Source organism: Kordiimonas sp. SCSIO 12603, assembly GCF_024398035.1.
Lineage (GTDB): Bacteria > Pseudomonadota > Alphaproteobacteria > Sphingomonadales > Kordiimonadaceae > Kordiimonas.
This window is the reverse complement of the sequence record NZ_CP073748.1, coordinates 3131365-3147967: the sequence shown is the minus strand read 5'-3', so window position 1 is coordinate 3147967 and position 16603 is coordinate 3131365. Positions and strand designations below refer to the sequence as shown.

Here is a 16603-nt window from a genome sequence, read left to right as displayed (position 1 = left end):
ATCAAAGATAGGCGCCTCCGGCAAAGATTTGGCGATGCCGTGAATCAGATGACAAGGGAAGCAGAGTGCATCTGAAAGGCTGCTGTGAGGTGTTGCCGCCTCTGCGCCGGAAGCAAGATCAAATTACCATGTATGCAGGATAAGGATTTGACGATAGTCAAACCCGCGAAGTTTTTTACATTTTGTTAGCTATATTTTGAAGTTCACAAACATCGCCCGCCATGATTGCTCTGATGTTCTTCGTGATTTTCTCCATTGACCAGTCCCACCAGGCGATACCCAGTAATTTTTCAATAGTTGCGTCATCGAAACGTTTTTTGATGACTTTCGCGGGATTGCCGCCGACGATAGCAAAATCAGGCACATCTTCTGTAACTACAGAACCAGATGCGATGATGGCACCGTGGCCTATTTTAACGCCGGGCATAATGAGGCTGTTGTAACCAAACCAAACATCATGGCCTACTGTAGTATCTCCTTTCGAAGGTAAGCCACCAAGCAGATCCATATGGTCTGCCCAGCTGCCGCCAAAAATAGGGAAAGGAAACGTGGAAGGCCCATCCATACGGTGATTGGCGCCGTTCATAATGAATTTGGTGCCGGTGCCCAGTGCGCAGAATTTACCAATAGTAAGTTTGTCCCCTACAAAATCATAATGATAGAGCACATTCTCTTCCTGAAAGTTTTCAGGACTATTGGGGCTGTCGTAATAGGTATAATCACCAACAGTGATATTATCTCCCCGTACAACAGTTTTAAGAAAGATAACACGGTCTGTATGTTCAAGCGGGTGAACAGTATCCGGATTTGGGATTTGAATAGAATCTTGCATAACAAAGCTCGCTTTATAAAAAGTACCAGAATAAGGAACAGCAGCTTTGGGGCTTACTGTTTTGGTTACAGAGCTTTGATCATTGGCAAGGTTCCTTCCACCAGTTGGGCGTAAACGGCTCAAACATCGTGTTGAGCTGCACGCATTCTTCATCAAGCTTCATAACTTTGCAATATGAATTTCGCGTGCTAGGTATTTCACATAAATAGTAGAGAACTTTATGGTTTCAATTAGAAAACGTGCAATCAGCCCTGAGCAAAAAGCCCTCAGGCGTCAGCAGATATTGGATGCTGCTGGCGAAATGTTTGCGCGTGAGCAATATGAAGATGTGAAGCTCTCTGTGCTTGCCAGACACGTTGGTATCACTAAGCCAGCTCTATATCGCTATTTCCGAGGTAAGGAAGTGTTGTTTCTTGCGCTTTATGAACAGGAAATAGCTCGGATTATTGAAGATTTCAGGAATAGAGCAAAACCTGAAGAACTTAGCAGGGCCATGGCTGAGGTGTATGCAGAACGTCCACTGTTTTGTCGCTTGTCAGCTATTCTGCATTCAGTACTTGAACGTGACCTTACATATGATGAGGCACTTGAGTTTAAGCTGAAGATGAAGGATATCGCTGCGGATTTCTTAGAGGTTTTCTCTATCTGGTTTGAAGAAACTGATCCAGAAGTTCTTTATCCCATGCTTATTCATGCGCAGCAGGCTGTGATTGGTGCGTGGTTAATGGCGCACCCGCGAGGAACCATGGCCGATGTACTTGCCAGAGATGATATGGCCGTGTTCCGTGTGGATTTCCAAACCTCGCTAGAGCAGCATTTGCACCGTATCTTCGGTCGCTGAAAAATTAATTAGTTGACCAATCGCTTTTTTGAATTACTTCGTATACGAAATATTAATTTGAGATCGCGATTTGATCATATGAGACTGTTCCATTTACTACATAAAAGCCACCGGGCGATTTTCAGGCTGGCCGATAAGATGCTTGAAGAAAAATATGGTATTTCTTCAACGCAGCATGTTGTGCTGTTGGCGCTTAATGAAAAGGATGGTTTGCCTATTGGTGAACTCGCAACAGTGATTGGCCTTAAGGCAGCTGCTACGTCAGGTCTGGTTGACCGCATGGAACAGAAAGACCTTCTTGAACGAAAACGAGCAGATGAGGACAGGCGTTCTTTCATTGTTTGCTTGAAAGAGGCAGGCAAATCTATCGTGCAAGAAAGCAAAAGCATGATTGCCGAAGCCAATAGTCAACTCCTTGATGGCTATAGTGAAGAAGAGCAGGCGTTGATCTCTAAATTTCTTGAAACAACAATTGAACGAGCGAATAACGCATACCTACATGCAAAGGGGAAAACCGCATGACTGATCATGTGCTAACGGAAATCAAAGACCGTATTTTAACCATTACTTTCAACCGACCTGATAAAAAGAATGCACTGACGCATGCGATGTATGCGAAAATTGCGGATGCGCTTGAAGATGCTGAAACAAATGATGATGTTCGTGCTGTGCTCTTTAAATCCAGCGCTGAAGCTTTTACGGCAGGGAATGATCTCATTGATTTCCAGCAAGCAGGTTCCCATGATGGTTCAGAAGTGTCGGAGCTACCGGTAGCTCGAGTGTTGCGTGCGTTTGTAAACGCTGAAAAACCATATGTTGCCGCGGTGAACGGCGTTGCGGTTGGTATTGGTCTTACGATGCTTCTTCATTGTGATATTGTTTATGTTGCTGAAGAAGCCACTATTCAAGCGCCGTTTGTTGACCTTGCATTAGTGCCAGAGGCCGCGTCTTCCATGCTGTTACCGCGCCTTACAGGTCACGTAAAAGCGGCTGAAATTTTCATGTTGGGTAAAAAGGTTGGTGCAGACGAAGCGGTATCTATCGGTTTGGCTAATGGTAAGTGTTCACAAGAAGACTTGCTGCCAACAGCTGAAAAAGCTGCCGCTGCCCTGGCTTCAAAAGCGCCACAGGCAATCCGCATGACCAAGCGTTTAATGAGGGGTGATAAAGAAGTGCTAGGTGCGAAGATGCAGGAAGAGAATATCTATTTTGGCCAGCAGCTTAAATCACCCGAGGTAATGGAGGCCATCATGGCGTTTATGCAAAAGCGTGCGCCTAATTTTGGCTAAATAATCATATTGCTATTACCACAATCCTGTGCCACCCAAAGATAAACAAGTTTGGAGGTATATGGGCTGTGGATACTCGGTTAGAGCAACAAGAAGCATTTGTGAAAAAGAATGGATGGGAAGAGGCAGACCTGTTCCCATTAAAAGCAGATGCTTCAAACCGCACCTATACACGTCTGATCGATGGTTCCCGTAAATGTCTGTTAATGGACGCACCACCAGAAACTGAAAACTTAAAAGCCTATCTGGATACAAACCGTTATCTGGCTTCAGTCGGTTTGCGCGTACCGGAAATTTACGCGGAAGATCTTGAGCTGGGTATGGCGCTCATCGAAGATTTCGGGGCCGATACTTTCACTAAATTGTTGGCTGATGGTTGGCCTGAGGCTGAGCTTTATGACTTGGCCGCGGATGTTCTAATCCATACTAAACAGCAAGGAAAGCCAGAAGGTATCCAGCTTCAACCATATGATATGGTGGCATTGATGCGTGAGGTTAACTTGTTCACTGAGTGGTTTGTACCTTATGTACGGGGGGAAAGTATCACTGAAGCAGAGCGGGATGCCTGGAATTTGGTATGGCAAAAGGCATTGGCAAATATTGCTAAAGATCAGGCAGTATTTGTGTACCGGGACTTCCATGTGGATAACGCGATGCGACTTGAAGGCAAGGGGGTTACTGCTTGCGGTCTTCTTGATTTTCAGGATGCACTTTTAGGTAGCCCCGTTTATGATTTGGTTTCATTGATTGAAGATGCGCGTAGAGGAGTATCTGCTGAAACACGTCGTGCTGTACTCGCAAAATATTTCGCGGCTTTCCCTGAACTGGACCGAATTCAATTCCTCAATGATATCGCAACGCTTGGTGCACAGCGCCATGCAAAAGTTGCTGGTATCTTTATTCGCCTTTCAGAGCGAGACGATAAACATGTGTATCTGAAACATATCCCTCATGTTCTAAGGTTGCTGGACCGTAGTTTAAGTCAGCCACATCTGGGTGAGATACGCGATCTCGTGCATAAGATGGTGCCGGGCTTTTTGGAAAGAGAATTCCCTGAACCACAAACTAGTCTTGCGCCAGCTTTCCATGATGAGTGAATAAGCTGTCGTAGGCATCAATCATTGTTTTAAGTGAGAATTGTTCTTTTGCCTTGGCTTGGTTAGCAGCGCCAATTCGAATTGATACTTCATGGCTGCCGAGCATTTGGATAAGGTTATCGGCAAGCGATTCAGCGTTATTTCCGCTAATATAAGGAGCATTTTGCCCTGAAACCATGTGGGAAATATCTCCCACATCAGTGCTGACTATTGGAAGGGCGCAGGCCATGGCTTCGATAACGGACAGAGGCATCTGTTCTGTATCAGACGAGAGGGCGAAGACGTCAAAGGAAGGCAGCAGTTTTTCCGGGTTTTCCATATTGCCAGCAAAGATAACGCGGCCCGGTTTGCACACCCGTTCAGCCAGCATTTTCATGGCGGAAGTGCCAATGCCGCTGCCTACAATAACTAGCTGAGCTCCATCTATCTCATCTTCTACCTTGCTAAAAGCTTCAATCAAACGGCCAACGTTTTTCTCAGGCCTGAGGGCCGCAACAATACCTATCACGGGTTTATCAGGATCAATCCCAATTGACCGTGCAAAACCGATGTCTTCAGGGCAGATAAAACGGTCTATATCAATGCCGTTTGGAATATAACTCACTTCACCCTCGGGTAAAAACCAGTTGCGGCGTGCAATACGTTCCAGTGTTTTTGAAGGCACAACGACAGTATTACATTGGCGGTAAGCAAACATTCGCATCAATCTGCGGGTGAGCTTTTCGGTATTTTGTTCATCTTCGCCAAAACCGTCCTGAACATGGATAACAGGACATATCTTTGAAAAGACATTCGCCATGACCCATTCAGTAGCGCCCCAATTATAGGTTACCAAAAGGTCGGGTGTTTCGGTTTTCAAATACTGTTTGATTTGTTTGATGGCTTGACGGGTATTGCCCTTAGTGATGTTGATATTGTCAGCAATTGATAATTTAGAATTTTGAACCAACTTGGCGGCATCATAACAGCCATCCATGGCGTACACCATATGCTCACAATTGGTGTTTGTGTGAGAGATATAAGTAGCAAAACGCCGCTGTGATCCTCCAACCTCAAACGAGGAAAAAACATGTAGAACACGTTTGTTTACGGACACTGGGCTACTCCATCTTTCATTCGCTGACATTAGGGCTGAAAATCCTATTGGAATCAAGCCTTAGCTGAAAATTGCCTTATTTTCTTGAATAACGAGTTAATCGTTATAGGTGATACTAATAAAGAAGCAATCGGTATAAGGAATAAAAATAATGATCATTGATGCTTGGGCACAGCACCCCACTTTACGGCATAGCCAAGACCCGGTTTTTGAATCGCTCCGGCGGTGGAATAAAACAGAAACACCAACAGAAGAACTATCGCTGGAAATTACCGTTGGAGCCATGGACGCTGTTGGTGTCTCCAAGAGTTTGATTTCAGCTTGGTATGCACCTCGAAATATTATGATCTCCAATGATGAAGTCGCGGCGTTTGTCAGTAAATATCCAGACAGGTTTGTCGGGGTTGGGTCTGTTGATATTTCAAAACCAATGGAAGCGGTGCGGGAAATCCGTCGCTGTGTAAATGAATTGGGCTTCAAAGCTATACGGGTTCTTCCGTGGCTTTGGGAAGTGCCGCCGACAGACCGCCGTTTCTATCCCGTTTACACCGCTTGTTGTGAACTTGGTGTGCCTTTCTGTACGCAGATTGGGCATACTGGTCCGTTAATGCCATCTGAGGTGGGGCGCCCAATTTATATTGACCAAGTAGCGCTTGATTTTCCAGAGCTTAAAATTGTTGGCGGCCATATTGGGTATCCTTGGACAGATGAAGCCATAGCGGTTGCTACCAAACACGAAAATGTATTCATTGATACATCAGCGTATACAGCCGCTCGCTATCCGGCACAGCTTGTGGAATTTATGCGCAGGCATGGGCGCAGGAAAGTGTTGTTTGGTACCAATTACCCGATGATAACGCCGGGTAAAGCCCTTGAAGCGTTGGATAGCTTAGGCCTTGATGACGAGGCAAAAGAACTTTTCCTCAGCGGAAACGCGAAGAGGGTATTTGGCCTTTAATGGCTCATGAAAACTGGAAGCTTTGTATTTGCAACAATCTGGGTAGTGATGCTGCCCAGTATTATTTCATGCCACCGGGCATGGGAGTAAGCACCGATGACGATTAGATCCGCCTGAATATCTTGTGCGGTTGCCAGGATGGTATCCGAGATGCCTGCGTTTGATTGTGGCTGTTCAATGATGGATACGGTTAATCCATGGTCTTCCAGATATTCGGCAGCTTCATAGAGCGACGGTCTGTCTTCATCTATTTCATCTACTTGAACGATCGATATCTTCCCGGCGGTCCGGAGAATAGGAAGAGCATTTGCGATAGAACGGGCAACTTCTGCTCTGCCATTCCAGGCAATCAGGATATTGGTGCCAACTTCAAAGTTACCCTCTGTCGGTATCATCAATACTGGCCTGCCGGAACGGTAAATCAGATCATTAAAAAGATGCTTGTAGCATTCATGTTTATCAGAAGGTTGCATGCAGATAGATACATCAGCTGTGCGAGCTTTTCTGCCAATATGATCCGAGATTTCGCCAACCAGTGTTTTCCAGCGGTAATGTGAGTTTGGCAAAATATCATCGCCGTTCTTTTTTGCAATTGAGTGGCTTTTCATGATTTCTGCAAATTGCTCTTTACAGAATTTTTCGTGTTCATCGTTTTCCTGCTCGGCGGCTTCCTGAACGCTTTGAATGATATCGGCGGAAAGGCCTTCTCCTACAAAGGGGATAGCTGTGCGGGGGTCTGGTTCCACGTAAAGTGCGGTTATGGTGGCACTGTGTTTTTTGCTGAAGCGTGCGGTGAATTCAGAAACAGGAGCCAAGTCTACATGGGCTGTAAGCGGCAATAGGACGGATTTCATGTGATATCTCCTTATTTCTTCTTGGTTATTTGTGTCATTCTCTCTTATAACTGGCAGAAATACTGTATGATGAACCCAAATAGATGTACGGAATTCATCAACGGTTCAGCGTTATCATAGCAGAGTATAACCCATGATGTATGTTTTGCGAAAATTGGTATTACTGAGTGCCCTGTTTTTGGGAGCTACAGCTGTTGTTTCAGCACTGCCACAATTTGTGAGTACAGCTGTTGCTGCAGATGAGCATGATGAAGCCCTAAAAGCCATTAAGCGTGGGGACATTATGTCCTACTCGCAAATCAGAAAAATTGTGCAATCCAAACTTAAAGGTCGCGTAGTGAATATTCAGCTACGCCGCACAAACCGTGGATGGCAATATTTTATGCGGGTAAGTAAAAATAATGGCAGGGTTGTTGCTGCTGTTGTTGATGCTCGCAATGGAAAAATTCTTAGCACCAGATAACCTGGGAGGCTGTTATGCGTATACTAGTTGTTGAAGATGATCTTAGTTTGGCTGGGCAGATCCAGCAGTGCCTGCTTGACGCAGGTTATGCAGTTGATATGGCCCATGATGGAGAAGAGGGGCATTTTCTTGGAGATACGGAACCTTATGATGCCGTTATCCTTGATCTGGGCTTGCCGATTCTTGATGGTAAGAGTGTTCTGAAACGTTGGCGCGCTGAAGATAAGAAAATGCCTGTTCTTGTGCTGACAGCCCGTGATGGTTGGACTGATAAGGTCGAAGGCCTTGATGCGGGCGCCGATGATTATTTGACGAAGCCGTTTATTGTTGAAGAACTTCTTGCACGCTTGCGGGCCCTTATTCGCCGCTCTGCTGGGCAAACTAATCCACAGTTAGAATGTGGCCCTGTACTTCTTGATACACGAAATGGCCGGGTAACGGTTGATGGTCGCCCGATCAAGCTAACAGCACAGGAATTTAAACTTCTTTCATATCTTATGCATCATGAAGGCAAGGTGATTTCCCGTACAGAGCTTACCGAACATATTTATGATCAGGACTTTGATAGAGACAGCAACACTATTGAGGTGTTCGTAAACCGTATCAGGAAGAAACTAGATACCAGTATTATTCATACAGTACGTGGTCTTGGTTACCGTCTTGAATGGGATGAGGCTGCTTAGTGTTATCACGCTTAAAGCTCTTTCTGGTTACGATCCCGGGACGATTGTTCCTGTCGGCAGTGATATGGTCAATCGCAGCGCTTACAGTGGGTGGTTTTGCGCTTTCCTTCGTTTTCCGCACGTATGTATTGAATGACGTGGACAGAAAGCTTGAATCGCTCATTGATACTATGGTGGGTATCAGTGAGATTTCGCCTGAAGGGGTTTTGAGGTTTAATCGGCCACTGTTTGATCAACGTTTTACTACTCCTTATTCTGGCCAGTATTGGCAAATATCAGAAAAAGGACAGGAACCATTTCGTGCTCGTTCACTGTGGGATTTTGAGCTGCCTACGAATTTTGAGCATAACAGTTTTTCTCTTAAATTTTCCAAAGTGGTAGGCCCAGATGGCCAAGCGCTTAGGGTGGCAGAAAAAGATATTATCTTGCCTGAAGCTGACAGGATTTTTCATTATCAGGTAGCAACAGATACGGCAGAAATCACTGCGGCAATCAACCAGTTTAACTACCTTCTGTTCATTGCGCTTTCCATCATCATGTTCACGGTGTCCATGGCGCTTGTTCTTCAGGTACGTTATGGACTGCGGCCTCTTCGGCAGCTTGGTAAAAACATTTCGGAAATTCGTGCAGGTAAAGAAATACGTATTGAAGGAAGTTGGCCTCCTGATTTGCAGCCTGTGGCGCAAGAAACAAATGCTCTTCTTGATCAAAATGAGCAATTGGTTGACCGCGCTAGGACCCATGTTGGGAATTTGGCTCATGCGCTGAAAACACCGCTTTCTGTCGTTAAAAATGACGTGGAAGGCAAAGGTGATGAAGTGTCTATGCGTATCGCTAAGCAGGTTCAGCTGATGCGTGAGCATATTGATCATCATCTGAAACGCGCACGTATCGCTGGTGGAGGATCTGGCGCGGGCCTTCCAATCAAAGAACGCCTTGAAAAGCTAATTAATGCCGTAAGTGTCATGACACGGGAAAAAGGTGTTCTTTACGATCTGGATTGTCCAGACGAGTTGCGTTTTGATGGTGAAAAAGAAGATTTTGATGAGATTATCGGTAACCTCATTGATAACGCAGGTAAATGGGCAACTGGCCGAGTGATGGTTTCGGTTGAACGTTTAGCGGATAGTCCTCGCAGGCCCTTTATGGAAATCCATGTAGAAGATGATGGCCCGGGCGTGCCTGATGAGCAGATTGATACGCTATTTGAACGGGGCAGGAGGCTTGATGAGCATGTGCCGGGCACAGGACTGGGCCTGGCCATCGTACGGGATATTGCAGAGCTTTATGGTGGTCAGGCAAGGCTCGCCCACTCAGAAATGGGCGGCTTGCAGGCAACATTAAAACTACCTTGTAAATAACTATTCAGTTTTTGCTTTAAGGGCTCCGATGATCAGTAGTAACCATCCGGCCATAAAGCTTAGGCCACCAATTGGTGTAATCCAGTGGAAACTACCTAAACTGCCGGGGCCCATAATAGCGCGCCAATATAGGCTGCCAGAAAAGAATAGAATGCCGAGCATGAAACAGATAGTAGCTGCAGAAGCGGTTTTCTTTTGTTCCCATTGGCTTAGTAAAATTGCACCGATCATTGCGAGAGCATGCCAAAAATGGAAATTGATTGCCTGATCAAAGAGCGATTGCCCCTTGCCCTCAAACTTGATTGCATGGGAGCCAATAGCAGCAAGCGCTGTCGCTGTTATCCCGTTTAAGCCTGCTAAAGCTAATATATATTTGGTTTTCACAGGGCTAACTCCCTACCTATTAGGCAGGGACAAGCTCTGCCTTAATCATATCTGCGCACTTCTCAGCGATCATAATAGTAGGTGCGTTGGTATTGCCACCAATTAATCTGGGCATAATTGACGCATCAACCACACGCAAACCTTCCATGCCAATCACTTTCAAGGTTTTGGGGTCTACAACGCTGTTTACATTATCTGTTGGGCCCATGGCGCATGTGCCAACGGGGTGGTAAATGGTCTCTGCCTTTTCACGAACAACAGCATTCGTTCCTTCATCATCATCAATATCTACACTGTTCCAGGGCGCTTGCTCTTCAGTGATATAACGTGCGAGTGCAGGTTGGCGCATAAAGCGGCGAACAGTTTTTACGCCTTCTCTCATCACGCGTAAATCTTCTTCTGCCTCCAGGTAATTGGGGTCGATCTTCGCTGGAGCGAGCGGATCATCAGATTTAAGGCTGATAGTGCCTCGGCTGTGTGGACGAAGCTGGCAAACATGAATGCCCATACCGTGTTCGGTTGGCTGTTCAAACCCGTGCGGTTTTGAAGCCATGGCCAGCATGATATGGAATTGGATGTCTGGGCGTTCGAGTGCTTTATCGGTTTTCAGGAATGCGCCAACAGGCGTTACGCAATCAGAAAGCACACCCGGTTTTTTCATAAACCATTTTGCCATCTCGAAAATAGCGCGATGAGGCGCTTTGTATTTGATGGCGGAAATCGGTTCATTGATTTTGGCATATACAGTCAGATCAAGATGATCCTGCATGTTTTTACCTACGCCCTTGAGTTCATGATGTACCGGTAAGCCAACGTCTTGAATATCGGCAGGATCACCGATACCCGAAAGTTGTAAAAGTTGAGGGCTGTTGATGGCACCACCTGAGCATATTACTTCTCTGCCTGCCTTCCAGCTTTCGATTTTACCTTTGCGGCTTACCTCAACACCAACGGCTTTTTTGCCTTCCAGAATAATTTTACGTGCTTGTGCGCCAGTAAGAACGGTGAGGTTGGGGCGGTCAAGGGCTTGGTGGATGTAAGCTCGTGCCGCTGATTGTCTGCGGCCATCTCTGATAGTTTGGTCATACCATCCCACGCCTTCTTGCTGAGGGCCGTTGAAATCATCCGTATAGGGCAGGCCCATTTCCTCTGCTGCCTTCAGGAAAGCAAGGTTCAGTGGATTAGTGGAGGTATGTTGAGACGTGAGAAGAGGGCCTGAACTGTTGTGTAAACCATCGTCAGCCCGGTCGCTACCTTCAGATTTTTTAAAGTAGGGTAGGACGTCATCAAAAGACCAACCAGTACAGCCAAGTTGGGCCCATTCATCATAATCACGAGCATGGCCTCGAACATAAAGAAGCCCATTAATCGCTGATGATCCGCCCAGAACTTTACCGCGCGGCCAGTACATTTCCCGGTTATTCAATTTGGGCTGAGGCTCGGTGAAATAAGACCAGTTATATTTATTAGGTGGTACTACATCGATGATCATGGCAGGCATATCGATTTTCATCGTGTTATCACGCTCGCCTGCTTCAAGTAGTAATACACTGATATTCGGGTTTTCAGTAAGGCGTGAGGCCATCGCGCATCCCGCAGAACCTGCACCGATGACGATATAATCAAATGTCTTTTCACTCATATTATTTAATCGCTTTTAATTTAACTGGCAGGCCGTCTACTGGTTTCATAAGCGGCATTACTTGGAACTCAGTTGTATAATCATCAGCTAATACGATTTCATAGTTTGGCAACAGATGGGTCATAATCACTTTGGCCTGCATGTAGGCAAAGTGGAGTCCAACGCACATATGAGCACCACCGCCAAATGGTACCCAGGCGAATTTGTGCCGTTCTTTTACGCCACCTTCTGGTGAAAAGCGCATTGGGTCAAACTTGTTAGGTTCAGGCCATATCGCAGGGTCTCTATGGGTGGCTGTCGGGCTTATACCAATTGGTGTGCCAACTGGGATTTTATGACCTTGCCATTCAACTTCTCGAACAGTTTCTCTAGGTATTCCCGGTACAGGAGGATTCATCCGTAATGCTTCCTTGAAGGCATATTCATTCAGAACCAACTTGTTCATAAGTGCGTATGGTAAAGTACCGTCATTGATGCCTAGCTCAGAAATCTCGTTTCTCAATTTCTCTTGCCAGTCCGGGTTTTTACCCAACTGATAGACCATCGTTGTGACGCTGCTTGTGATGGTATCGTGTGCGGCCATCCATAAAAAAATCATATGATCGATGATTTCCTGATCAGTGAAGGTATTCCCGTTTTCGTCTTCGGCTTTACAGAGCTGTGTAAACAGATCCGACGCGTCAGAGTTTCTGCGGGAGGGGATGAGGTCTTTCAAGAATTGGATCATATATTTCCGCCCCTGAACGCCAGCCCACATAGCTGTGCCAGGGATAGGTACACGGACCAAACCTATTGAAGCGGAAACCATATCTGTAAGTGCTTTATTGACCTTTTCTGTTTGCTTGCCGGGTTCAAGCCCGAAGAAAACAGTGGTAGCCATATCAAGGGAAAGCTGTTTGATGGCAGGGTAGAAATGGAAGCTTTCTTTCTTTCCCCATTTGGCGATGCGCGCGGGCATATCTGCGTTTAGGCGTTCCAGATATCCTTTCATAGGGCCGGTTTTAAAAGCCGCTGCCATAATATGCCTGTGGGCTTTGTGTTCATCAAAGTCCAACAACATCAACCCACGTGGAAACAGCCTTTCCAGAAAACGCCCCCATCCTTTTTCACTGGAAAAGTTGTGCCCTTTATCCATCAAAACAAATTGGTTGGCGTCTGCGCCAAAGAAATTTACTGAACGTTTGAAGAATGTATTGGTGCGGTATGTATCGCCGAACCTTTCACGCATGGTGTTCCCGAAACCTTCAGGGTCCCTGAGAAGCCAGAAGGTGTGGCCGAAAAACGGCATACCCTCATCGCCTGGAATATCTTCAAGGCGTGCAGTTTTTGTGGTGTCGTCTATATGAGCTGTCTGTGACATAGGCTCCCCCAGAACAGAAATTTTACCCTTCCAAGTGAAAAGAGTATCGCTGCAAATTGGGGGAGTCAATCTTATTGATTGTTTTATCAATAAGAGCCGTAACCGCCTCCACCAGGTGTATTGATTTCAATAATATCACCGGCTTCTAGTGCTGCACTATCGGATGCATTAAATGTCACTGTGGTGCCATCTCTACGGTGAACTATGGTGGAGCCAATTTCGCCGGGGTCACCTCCGTTTAGGCCGGGGGCTCCTTTAATGCGGTGGCTTGAAAGCATGGAAGCTTCCATTGGTTCCATAAATTCTATGATACGTCTGGCGCCGTTCCCTCCTGTGAATTTACCTTTGCCGCCGCTGTTTTCTCTTACTGAAAATTCAAGGAGTCTTACTGGGTACCGCCATTCCAATACTTCAGGATCAGTTAAGCGGCTGTTGGTCATATGGCTTTGGATCGCTGCGGTGCCGCCAAAGCCTTGTCCAGCGCCTGTGCCGCCAGCGATTGTTTCATAATATTGATAGGTATCATTTCCAAAGGTGAAATTATTCATGGTTCCTTGAGAGGCTGCGACAGCATTTGTTGCTAGGAACAAGGCATTAGTAACTGCTTGGCTTGTCTCTACGTTGCCTGCGACAACAGCGGCTGGGTAAATAGGGTTCAACATAGAGCCTTGTGGAACGATTAGTTTAATTGGCTTCAGGCAGCCTGCGTTTAGCGGAATATCAGCACCAGTGAGTGTGCGGAAAACATAAAGTACTGCCGCTTTGGTAACGGCAAGAGGGGCATTGAAATTGCCATCCAACTGTTTGCTGGTGCCAGTAAAGTCAACGATGGCGGAACGGGTGGATTTATCGGCTGTAATTGAAACCTTGATGGTACCACCACAATCCATTGGGTAGCTGTAACTGCCGTCTTTAAGGTCAGCGATTACACGTCTGACGGCTTCTTCCGCGTTATTTTGAACGTGGCCCATATAGTTATCAACTACATCTTCACCAAAGTTTTTCACAAGAGCTATAACCTGCGACATGCCTTTGGTGTTAGCGGCAATCTGGGCTTTCAGGTCGGCAAGGTTTTGTTCAATATTACGTGCTGGATAGGGTCCCGATGCAAGGGCTTCTTTCGTAGTCGCTTCTTGAAACTCACCTTCTTTCACGAGTTCGAAGTTTGTGAACCGAATGCCTTCTTCCTGAATGGTTTGTGAGTTTGGTGGCATAGAACCAGGGCTGATACCGCCAATATCTGCATGGTGGCCACGAGACGCTACAAAGAATGATGGGTGCTTACGGGTTTCATCAAGGAACACAGGTGTAATAACTGTGATGTCGGGCAGATGGGTGCCGCCAGCATATGGATCATTAACCATGAAAACATCACCGGGTTTGATGGTACCTGCACGGGCCCTCAGAATAGCGATTACGCTTTCTCCCATACTGCCTAAGTGCACGGGCATATGAGGTGCATTGGCGATCAAGTTGCCAGTTTTATCAAATACGGCACAGGAGAAATCCAAGCGTTCTTTCACATTTACCGATTGAGCAGTCTTTGCGAGCACACCACCCATTTCTTCGGCAACCGACATGAAGAGGTTGTTGAAAATCTCCAGAAGAATTGGATCTGGCGTATCGCTGACCTGATGTTGTTTTTTGCTTTCCCCTGTTTTAGTGAGCTTCAGAGTATCATTTTCCTCAAGCGTAGCAGTCCAGTTAGGTTCCACAATAGTTGTGCCACCATTTTCGAGAATGATTGCAGGCCCAGAAACAGGATGGTTCGGTTGAAGGCTTTCCTTATGAAAAATGCTGGTCTCACGTTCCTTTCCGCTCATGTAAACCTGCCTCTCATCGAGTGCGGTGGTGCAATTTCCTGAAGCACGAATGTTGAGCGCAGATGTGCTTTCACCGCCGGATGCTTCAGCTTCAAGAGCTTGAGCGATAATAGCACGGTCTTTATCAAGGAAGCCAAATTGCTGTTTATGAGCGGTTTCAAACGCTGTTTGCATATCACTATGGTTTCCAAAAGGAACCGCTAACGTGCTGTCGCTTCCTTCATATTTGGCATGAATGGTTAGCCTGTGGCTTTGGGTTTTCTTCAGAACACCTTGATCAGCTAGTTTATTTGATACGGCTTCAGTTAGTTCTTCTACAGCGAAATTAAGGGTGGCTTCTTCCGTCAGAAGGCATTCTAGCGCTCTTTCAGTGATCGTGGTTTGAGAAGCGAGCCCCATACCTAGTGCTGAAAGCACGCCGGAGAAGGGTGGTATCACGACTGTATCAATCCCTAGCGCGCTGGCAACTAAGCATGCGTGCTGCCCGCCAGCACCGCCAAAGGATAGAAGGGCGTGGTTTTTGATATCGTGTCCGCGTTCCACGGATACCTTTTTGATTGCACGTGCCATATGTTCGACGGCAACAGCCAAGAAGCCTTCGGCTACATTTTCTATTGTCAGTTCTTGGCCAGTTTCAGCTTTGATCTGCTGAGCGATTGCCTTTAGGCCAGAACGCGCGGCTGCAGTATCCAAAGGTTGTTTACCGTCTTCACCAAATACATTTGGAAATAAGTCTGGCTGAAGTTTGCCGATAGCAACGTTACAGTCTGTAACTGTTACTGGGCCGCCTCTGCCATATGCTGCAGGACCGGGATTAGCGCCAGCTGAAGCAGGACCAACAAGGAAACGGCCTTGAGAGAATTGGCAAATAGAGCCACCGCCTGCGGCAACCGTATGGATATCCATCATGGGAACTGTCATGCGAACGCCGGCAACAACGGTATCCAGAACACGTTCATACTCGCCAGCATAATGGCTTACATCTGTAGATGTGCCGCCCATGTCAAAACCAAGCAGATGCTTTTCATTGGCACGTTCGCCAGATTTTGCGGCACCGACTATGCCGCCCGCTGGGCCTGAAAGAACGGCGTCTTTTCCTTCAAAACTATCCGCAGAAGCCAGGCCACCATTTGATTGCATGAAATAGAGTGGCGTATCGCCAACAGCTTTTTTCACTTTGCTTACATAATGGCGGAGAATGGGGGACAGGTAAGCGTCAGCCACGGTAGTGTCACCACGAGAGACAAGTTTCATCAGTTGGCTTACTTGGTGGCTTGTAGACACCTGAGTGAAACCCATATCTGATGCGATTTTTGCCGCTGCTTTTTCGTGACCGGGGAAGCGGTATCCATGCATGAAAACAATAGCGACGCTTCGTATGCCTTTTGAATATGCAGCCTGTAGCGAGACGCGAACAGAGGTCTCGTCCAGCTCCGTGATGATTTCACCGTGTGCGTCAACTCTTTCTTCAGTTTCTATGACATGAGAATAAAGCGGCTGTGGGCGTGTAGGGTTTAGAGCGAATAAATCTGCCCGGTGTTGCTGTCCAATCAGCAGGGCATCCTTGAAGCCCTTGGTGATCAAAAGCAGTGTGGGCTCGCCTTCACGCTCCAGCAGTGCGTTGGTGGCAACAGTTGTGCCCATTTTAATGCAGGCAACCTGATCGGAAGGAAAAGGGGTTTCTTCAGGAACTTTCATAATTTCGCGCATGGCAAACACGGCAGCATCTTCATAGCGTTCCGGATTTTCGGAAAGATATTTATGGCTTGTAAGCTGACCTTCCGGGTGGTGTGCTACCACATCTGTAAAAGTACCGCCGCGATCCACCCAAAACTGCCACTGCTTCACGTTCATATATTTTGTCCTCCAAGTTCCCTAGCTAAGAGTTAACAAACAATATAGAGTTGGAGAAGCTAGAAA

General features: G+C 46.5%; 15 protein-coding genes. 8 read left to right on the top strand and 7 right to left on the bottom strand.

The features are described 5' to 3' along the window. Nucleotides 1-175 precede the first annotated feature (175 nt). Nucleotides 176-832, bottom strand: a complete 657-nt coding sequence (locus tag KFE96_RS18205) for a CatB-related O-acetyltransferase (protein ID WP_304665231.1) — start codon at nt 830-832, stop codon at nt 176-178. A 220-nt stretch (nt 833-1052) separates the two neighbouring features. On the opposite strand from KFE96_RS18205, the gene KFE96_RS14685 reads away from it, so the two are divergent. The 4 genes from KFE96_RS14685 to KFE96_RS14670 all read left to right on the top strand — a co-directional run bounded on the left by KFE96_RS14685 (nt 1053) and on the right by KFE96_RS14670 (nt 4059). After that, on the top strand, nt 1053-1673 hold the full coding sequence (locus KFE96_RS14685) for a TetR family transcriptional regulator (RefSeq protein WP_255833309.1): 621 nt from the start codon (nt 1053-1055) through the stop codon (nt 1671-1673). 78 nt (nt 1674-1751) lie between these two features. After that, nucleotides 1752-2195: a MarR family winged helix-turn-helix transcriptional regulator gene (locus KFE96_RS14680; protein ID WP_255833308.1), complete on the top strand. Its 444-nt coding sequence runs from the start codon at nt 1752-1754 to the stop codon at nt 2193-2195. Further along, a complete protein-coding gene (locus tag KFE96_RS14675; protein ID WP_255833307.1) occupies nt 2192-2962 on the top strand; it encodes an enoyl-CoA hydratase in 771 nt (256 codons plus the stop codon). Before KFE96_RS14680 ends, KFE96_RS14675 begins: the two co-directional genes overlap by 4 nt. A 68-nt stretch (nt 2963-3030) precedes the next feature. Further along, on the top strand, nt 3031-4059 hold the full coding sequence (locus tag KFE96_RS14670) for an aminoglycoside phosphotransferase family protein (protein ID WP_255833306.1): 1029 nt from the start codon (nt 3031-3033) through the stop codon (nt 4057-4059). On the opposite strand, the gene KFE96_RS14665 is transcribed toward KFE96_RS14670, so the two are convergent. Further along, nucleotides 4028-5155, bottom strand: a complete 1128-nt coding sequence (locus KFE96_RS14665) for a glycosyltransferase family 4 protein (protein WP_255833305.1) — start codon at nt 5153-5155, stop codon at nt 4028-4030. The two genes, KFE96_RS14670 and KFE96_RS14665, sit on opposite strands and share 32 nt — an antisense overlap. Nucleotides 5156-5303: 148 nt before the next feature. Between KFE96_RS14665 and KFE96_RS14660 the strand changes: the two genes are divergently transcribed. Continuing rightward, nucleotides 5304-6113 carry an amidohydrolase family protein gene (locus KFE96_RS14660; RefSeq protein WP_370650597.1) on the top strand — a complete coding sequence of 270 codons (810 nt, stop codon included), beginning with the start codon at nt 5304-5306 and terminating at the stop codon, nt 6111-6113. Here KFE96_RS14660 and KFE96_RS14655 read toward each other — a convergent pair. Next, nucleotides 6110-6967 carry a universal stress protein gene (locus tag KFE96_RS14655; RefSeq protein ID WP_255833303.1) on the bottom strand — a complete coding sequence of 286 codons (858 nt, stop codon included), beginning with the start codon at nt 6965-6967 and terminating at the stop codon, nt 6110-6112. The genes KFE96_RS14660 and KFE96_RS14655 overlap by 4 nt on opposite strands. Before the next feature lie 133 nt (nt 6968-7100). Here KFE96_RS14655 and KFE96_RS14650 point away from each other — a divergent pair, with 133 nt between their 5' ends. Genes KFE96_RS14650 through KFE96_RS14640 form a run of 3 tightly spaced genes read left to right on the top strand, consistent with a single transcriptional unit; the run spans nt 7101 to nt 9474 of the window. Further along, nucleotides 7101-7430 carry a PepSY domain-containing protein gene (locus KFE96_RS14650; protein WP_255833302.1) on the top strand — a complete coding sequence of 110 codons (330 nt, stop codon included), beginning with the start codon at nt 7101-7103 and terminating at the stop codon, nt 7428-7430. Between the two features lie 14 nt (nt 7431-7444). Further along, nucleotides 7445-8113, top strand: a complete 669-nt coding sequence (locus KFE96_RS14645; protein WP_247016385.1) for a response regulator transcription factor — start codon at nt 7445-7447, stop codon at nt 8111-8113. Next, nucleotides 8113-9474 (top strand): sensor histidine kinase, encoded by a 1362-nt coding sequence (locus tag KFE96_RS14640; protein WP_255833301.1) that lies wholly within the window; start codon nt 8113-8115, stop codon nt 9472-9474. Before KFE96_RS14645 ends, KFE96_RS14640 begins: the two co-directional genes overlap by 1 nt. Here the strand turns inward: KFE96_RS14640 and KFE96_RS14635 are convergent, their stop codons facing one another. The 4 genes from KFE96_RS14635 to KFE96_RS14620 form a co-directional block, all read right to left on the bottom strand. Further along, nucleotides 9475-9858: a DUF423 domain-containing protein gene (locus KFE96_RS14635; protein ID WP_255833300.1), complete on the bottom strand. Its 384-nt coding sequence runs from the start codon at nt 9856-9858 to the stop codon at nt 9475-9477. Between the two features lie 19 nt (nt 9859-9877). Continuing rightward, the gene (locus KFE96_RS14630) at nt 9878-11500 is read right to left on the bottom strand and encodes a GMC family oxidoreductase (protein WP_255833298.1); all 1623 of its coding nucleotides are present in this window, start codon (nt 11498-11500) and stop codon (nt 9878-9880) included. Nucleotide 11501: 1 nt separating this feature from the next. After that, a complete protein-coding gene (locus tag KFE96_RS14625) occupies nt 11502-12860 on the bottom strand; it encodes a cytochrome P450 (protein ID WP_255833297.1) in 1359 nt (452 codons plus the stop codon). A gap of 86 nt (nt 12861-12946) precedes the next feature. Next, complete coding sequence (locus KFE96_RS14620) at nt 12947-16537, bottom strand: hydantoinase B/oxoprolinase family protein (RefSeq protein WP_255833296.1); 3591 nt, start codon at nt 16535-16537, stop codon at nt 12947-12949. Nucleotides 16538-16603: the final 66 nt, after the last annotated feature.

Bases quoted from the DNA above. Each gene is read 5' to 3' on its own strand.
- KFE96_RS18205 (WP_304665231.1), bottom strand. From the start codon at position 832: ATGCAAGATTCTATTCAAATCCCAAATCCGGATACTGTTCACCCGCTT.
- KFE96_RS14685 (WP_255833309.1), top strand. From the start codon at position 1,053: ATGGTTTCAATTAGAAAACGTGCAATCAGCCCTGAGCAAAAAGCCCTC.
- KFE96_RS14680 (WP_255833308.1), top strand. From the start codon at position 1,752: ATGAGACTGTTCCATTTACTACATAAAAGCCACCGGGCGATTTTCAGG.
- KFE96_RS14675 (WP_255833307.1), top strand. From the start codon at position 2,192: ATGACTGATCATGTGCTAACGGAAATCAAAGACCGTATTTTAACCATT.
- KFE96_RS14655 (WP_255833303.1), bottom strand. From the start codon at position 6,967: ATGAAATCCGTCCTATTGCCGCTTACAGCCCATGTAGACTTGGCTCCT.
- KFE96_RS14650 (WP_255833302.1), top strand. From the start codon at position 7,101: ATGATGTATGTTTTGCGAAAATTGGTATTACTGAGTGCCCTGTTTTTG.
- KFE96_RS14645 (WP_247016385.1), top strand. From the start codon at position 7,445: ATGCGTATACTAGTTGTTGAAGATGATCTTAGTTTGGCTGGGCAGATC.
- KFE96_RS14630 (WP_255833298.1), bottom strand. From the start codon at position 11,500: ATGAGTGAAAAGACATTTGATTATATCGTCATCGGTGCAGGTTCTGCG.
- KFE96_RS14625 (WP_255833297.1), bottom strand. From the start codon at position 12,860: ATGTCACAGACAGCTCATATAGACGACACCACAAAAACTGCACGCCTT.
- KFE96_RS14620 (WP_255833296.1), bottom strand. From the start codon at position 16,537: ATGAACGTGAAGCAGTGGCAGTTTTGGGTGGATCGCGGCGGTACTTTT.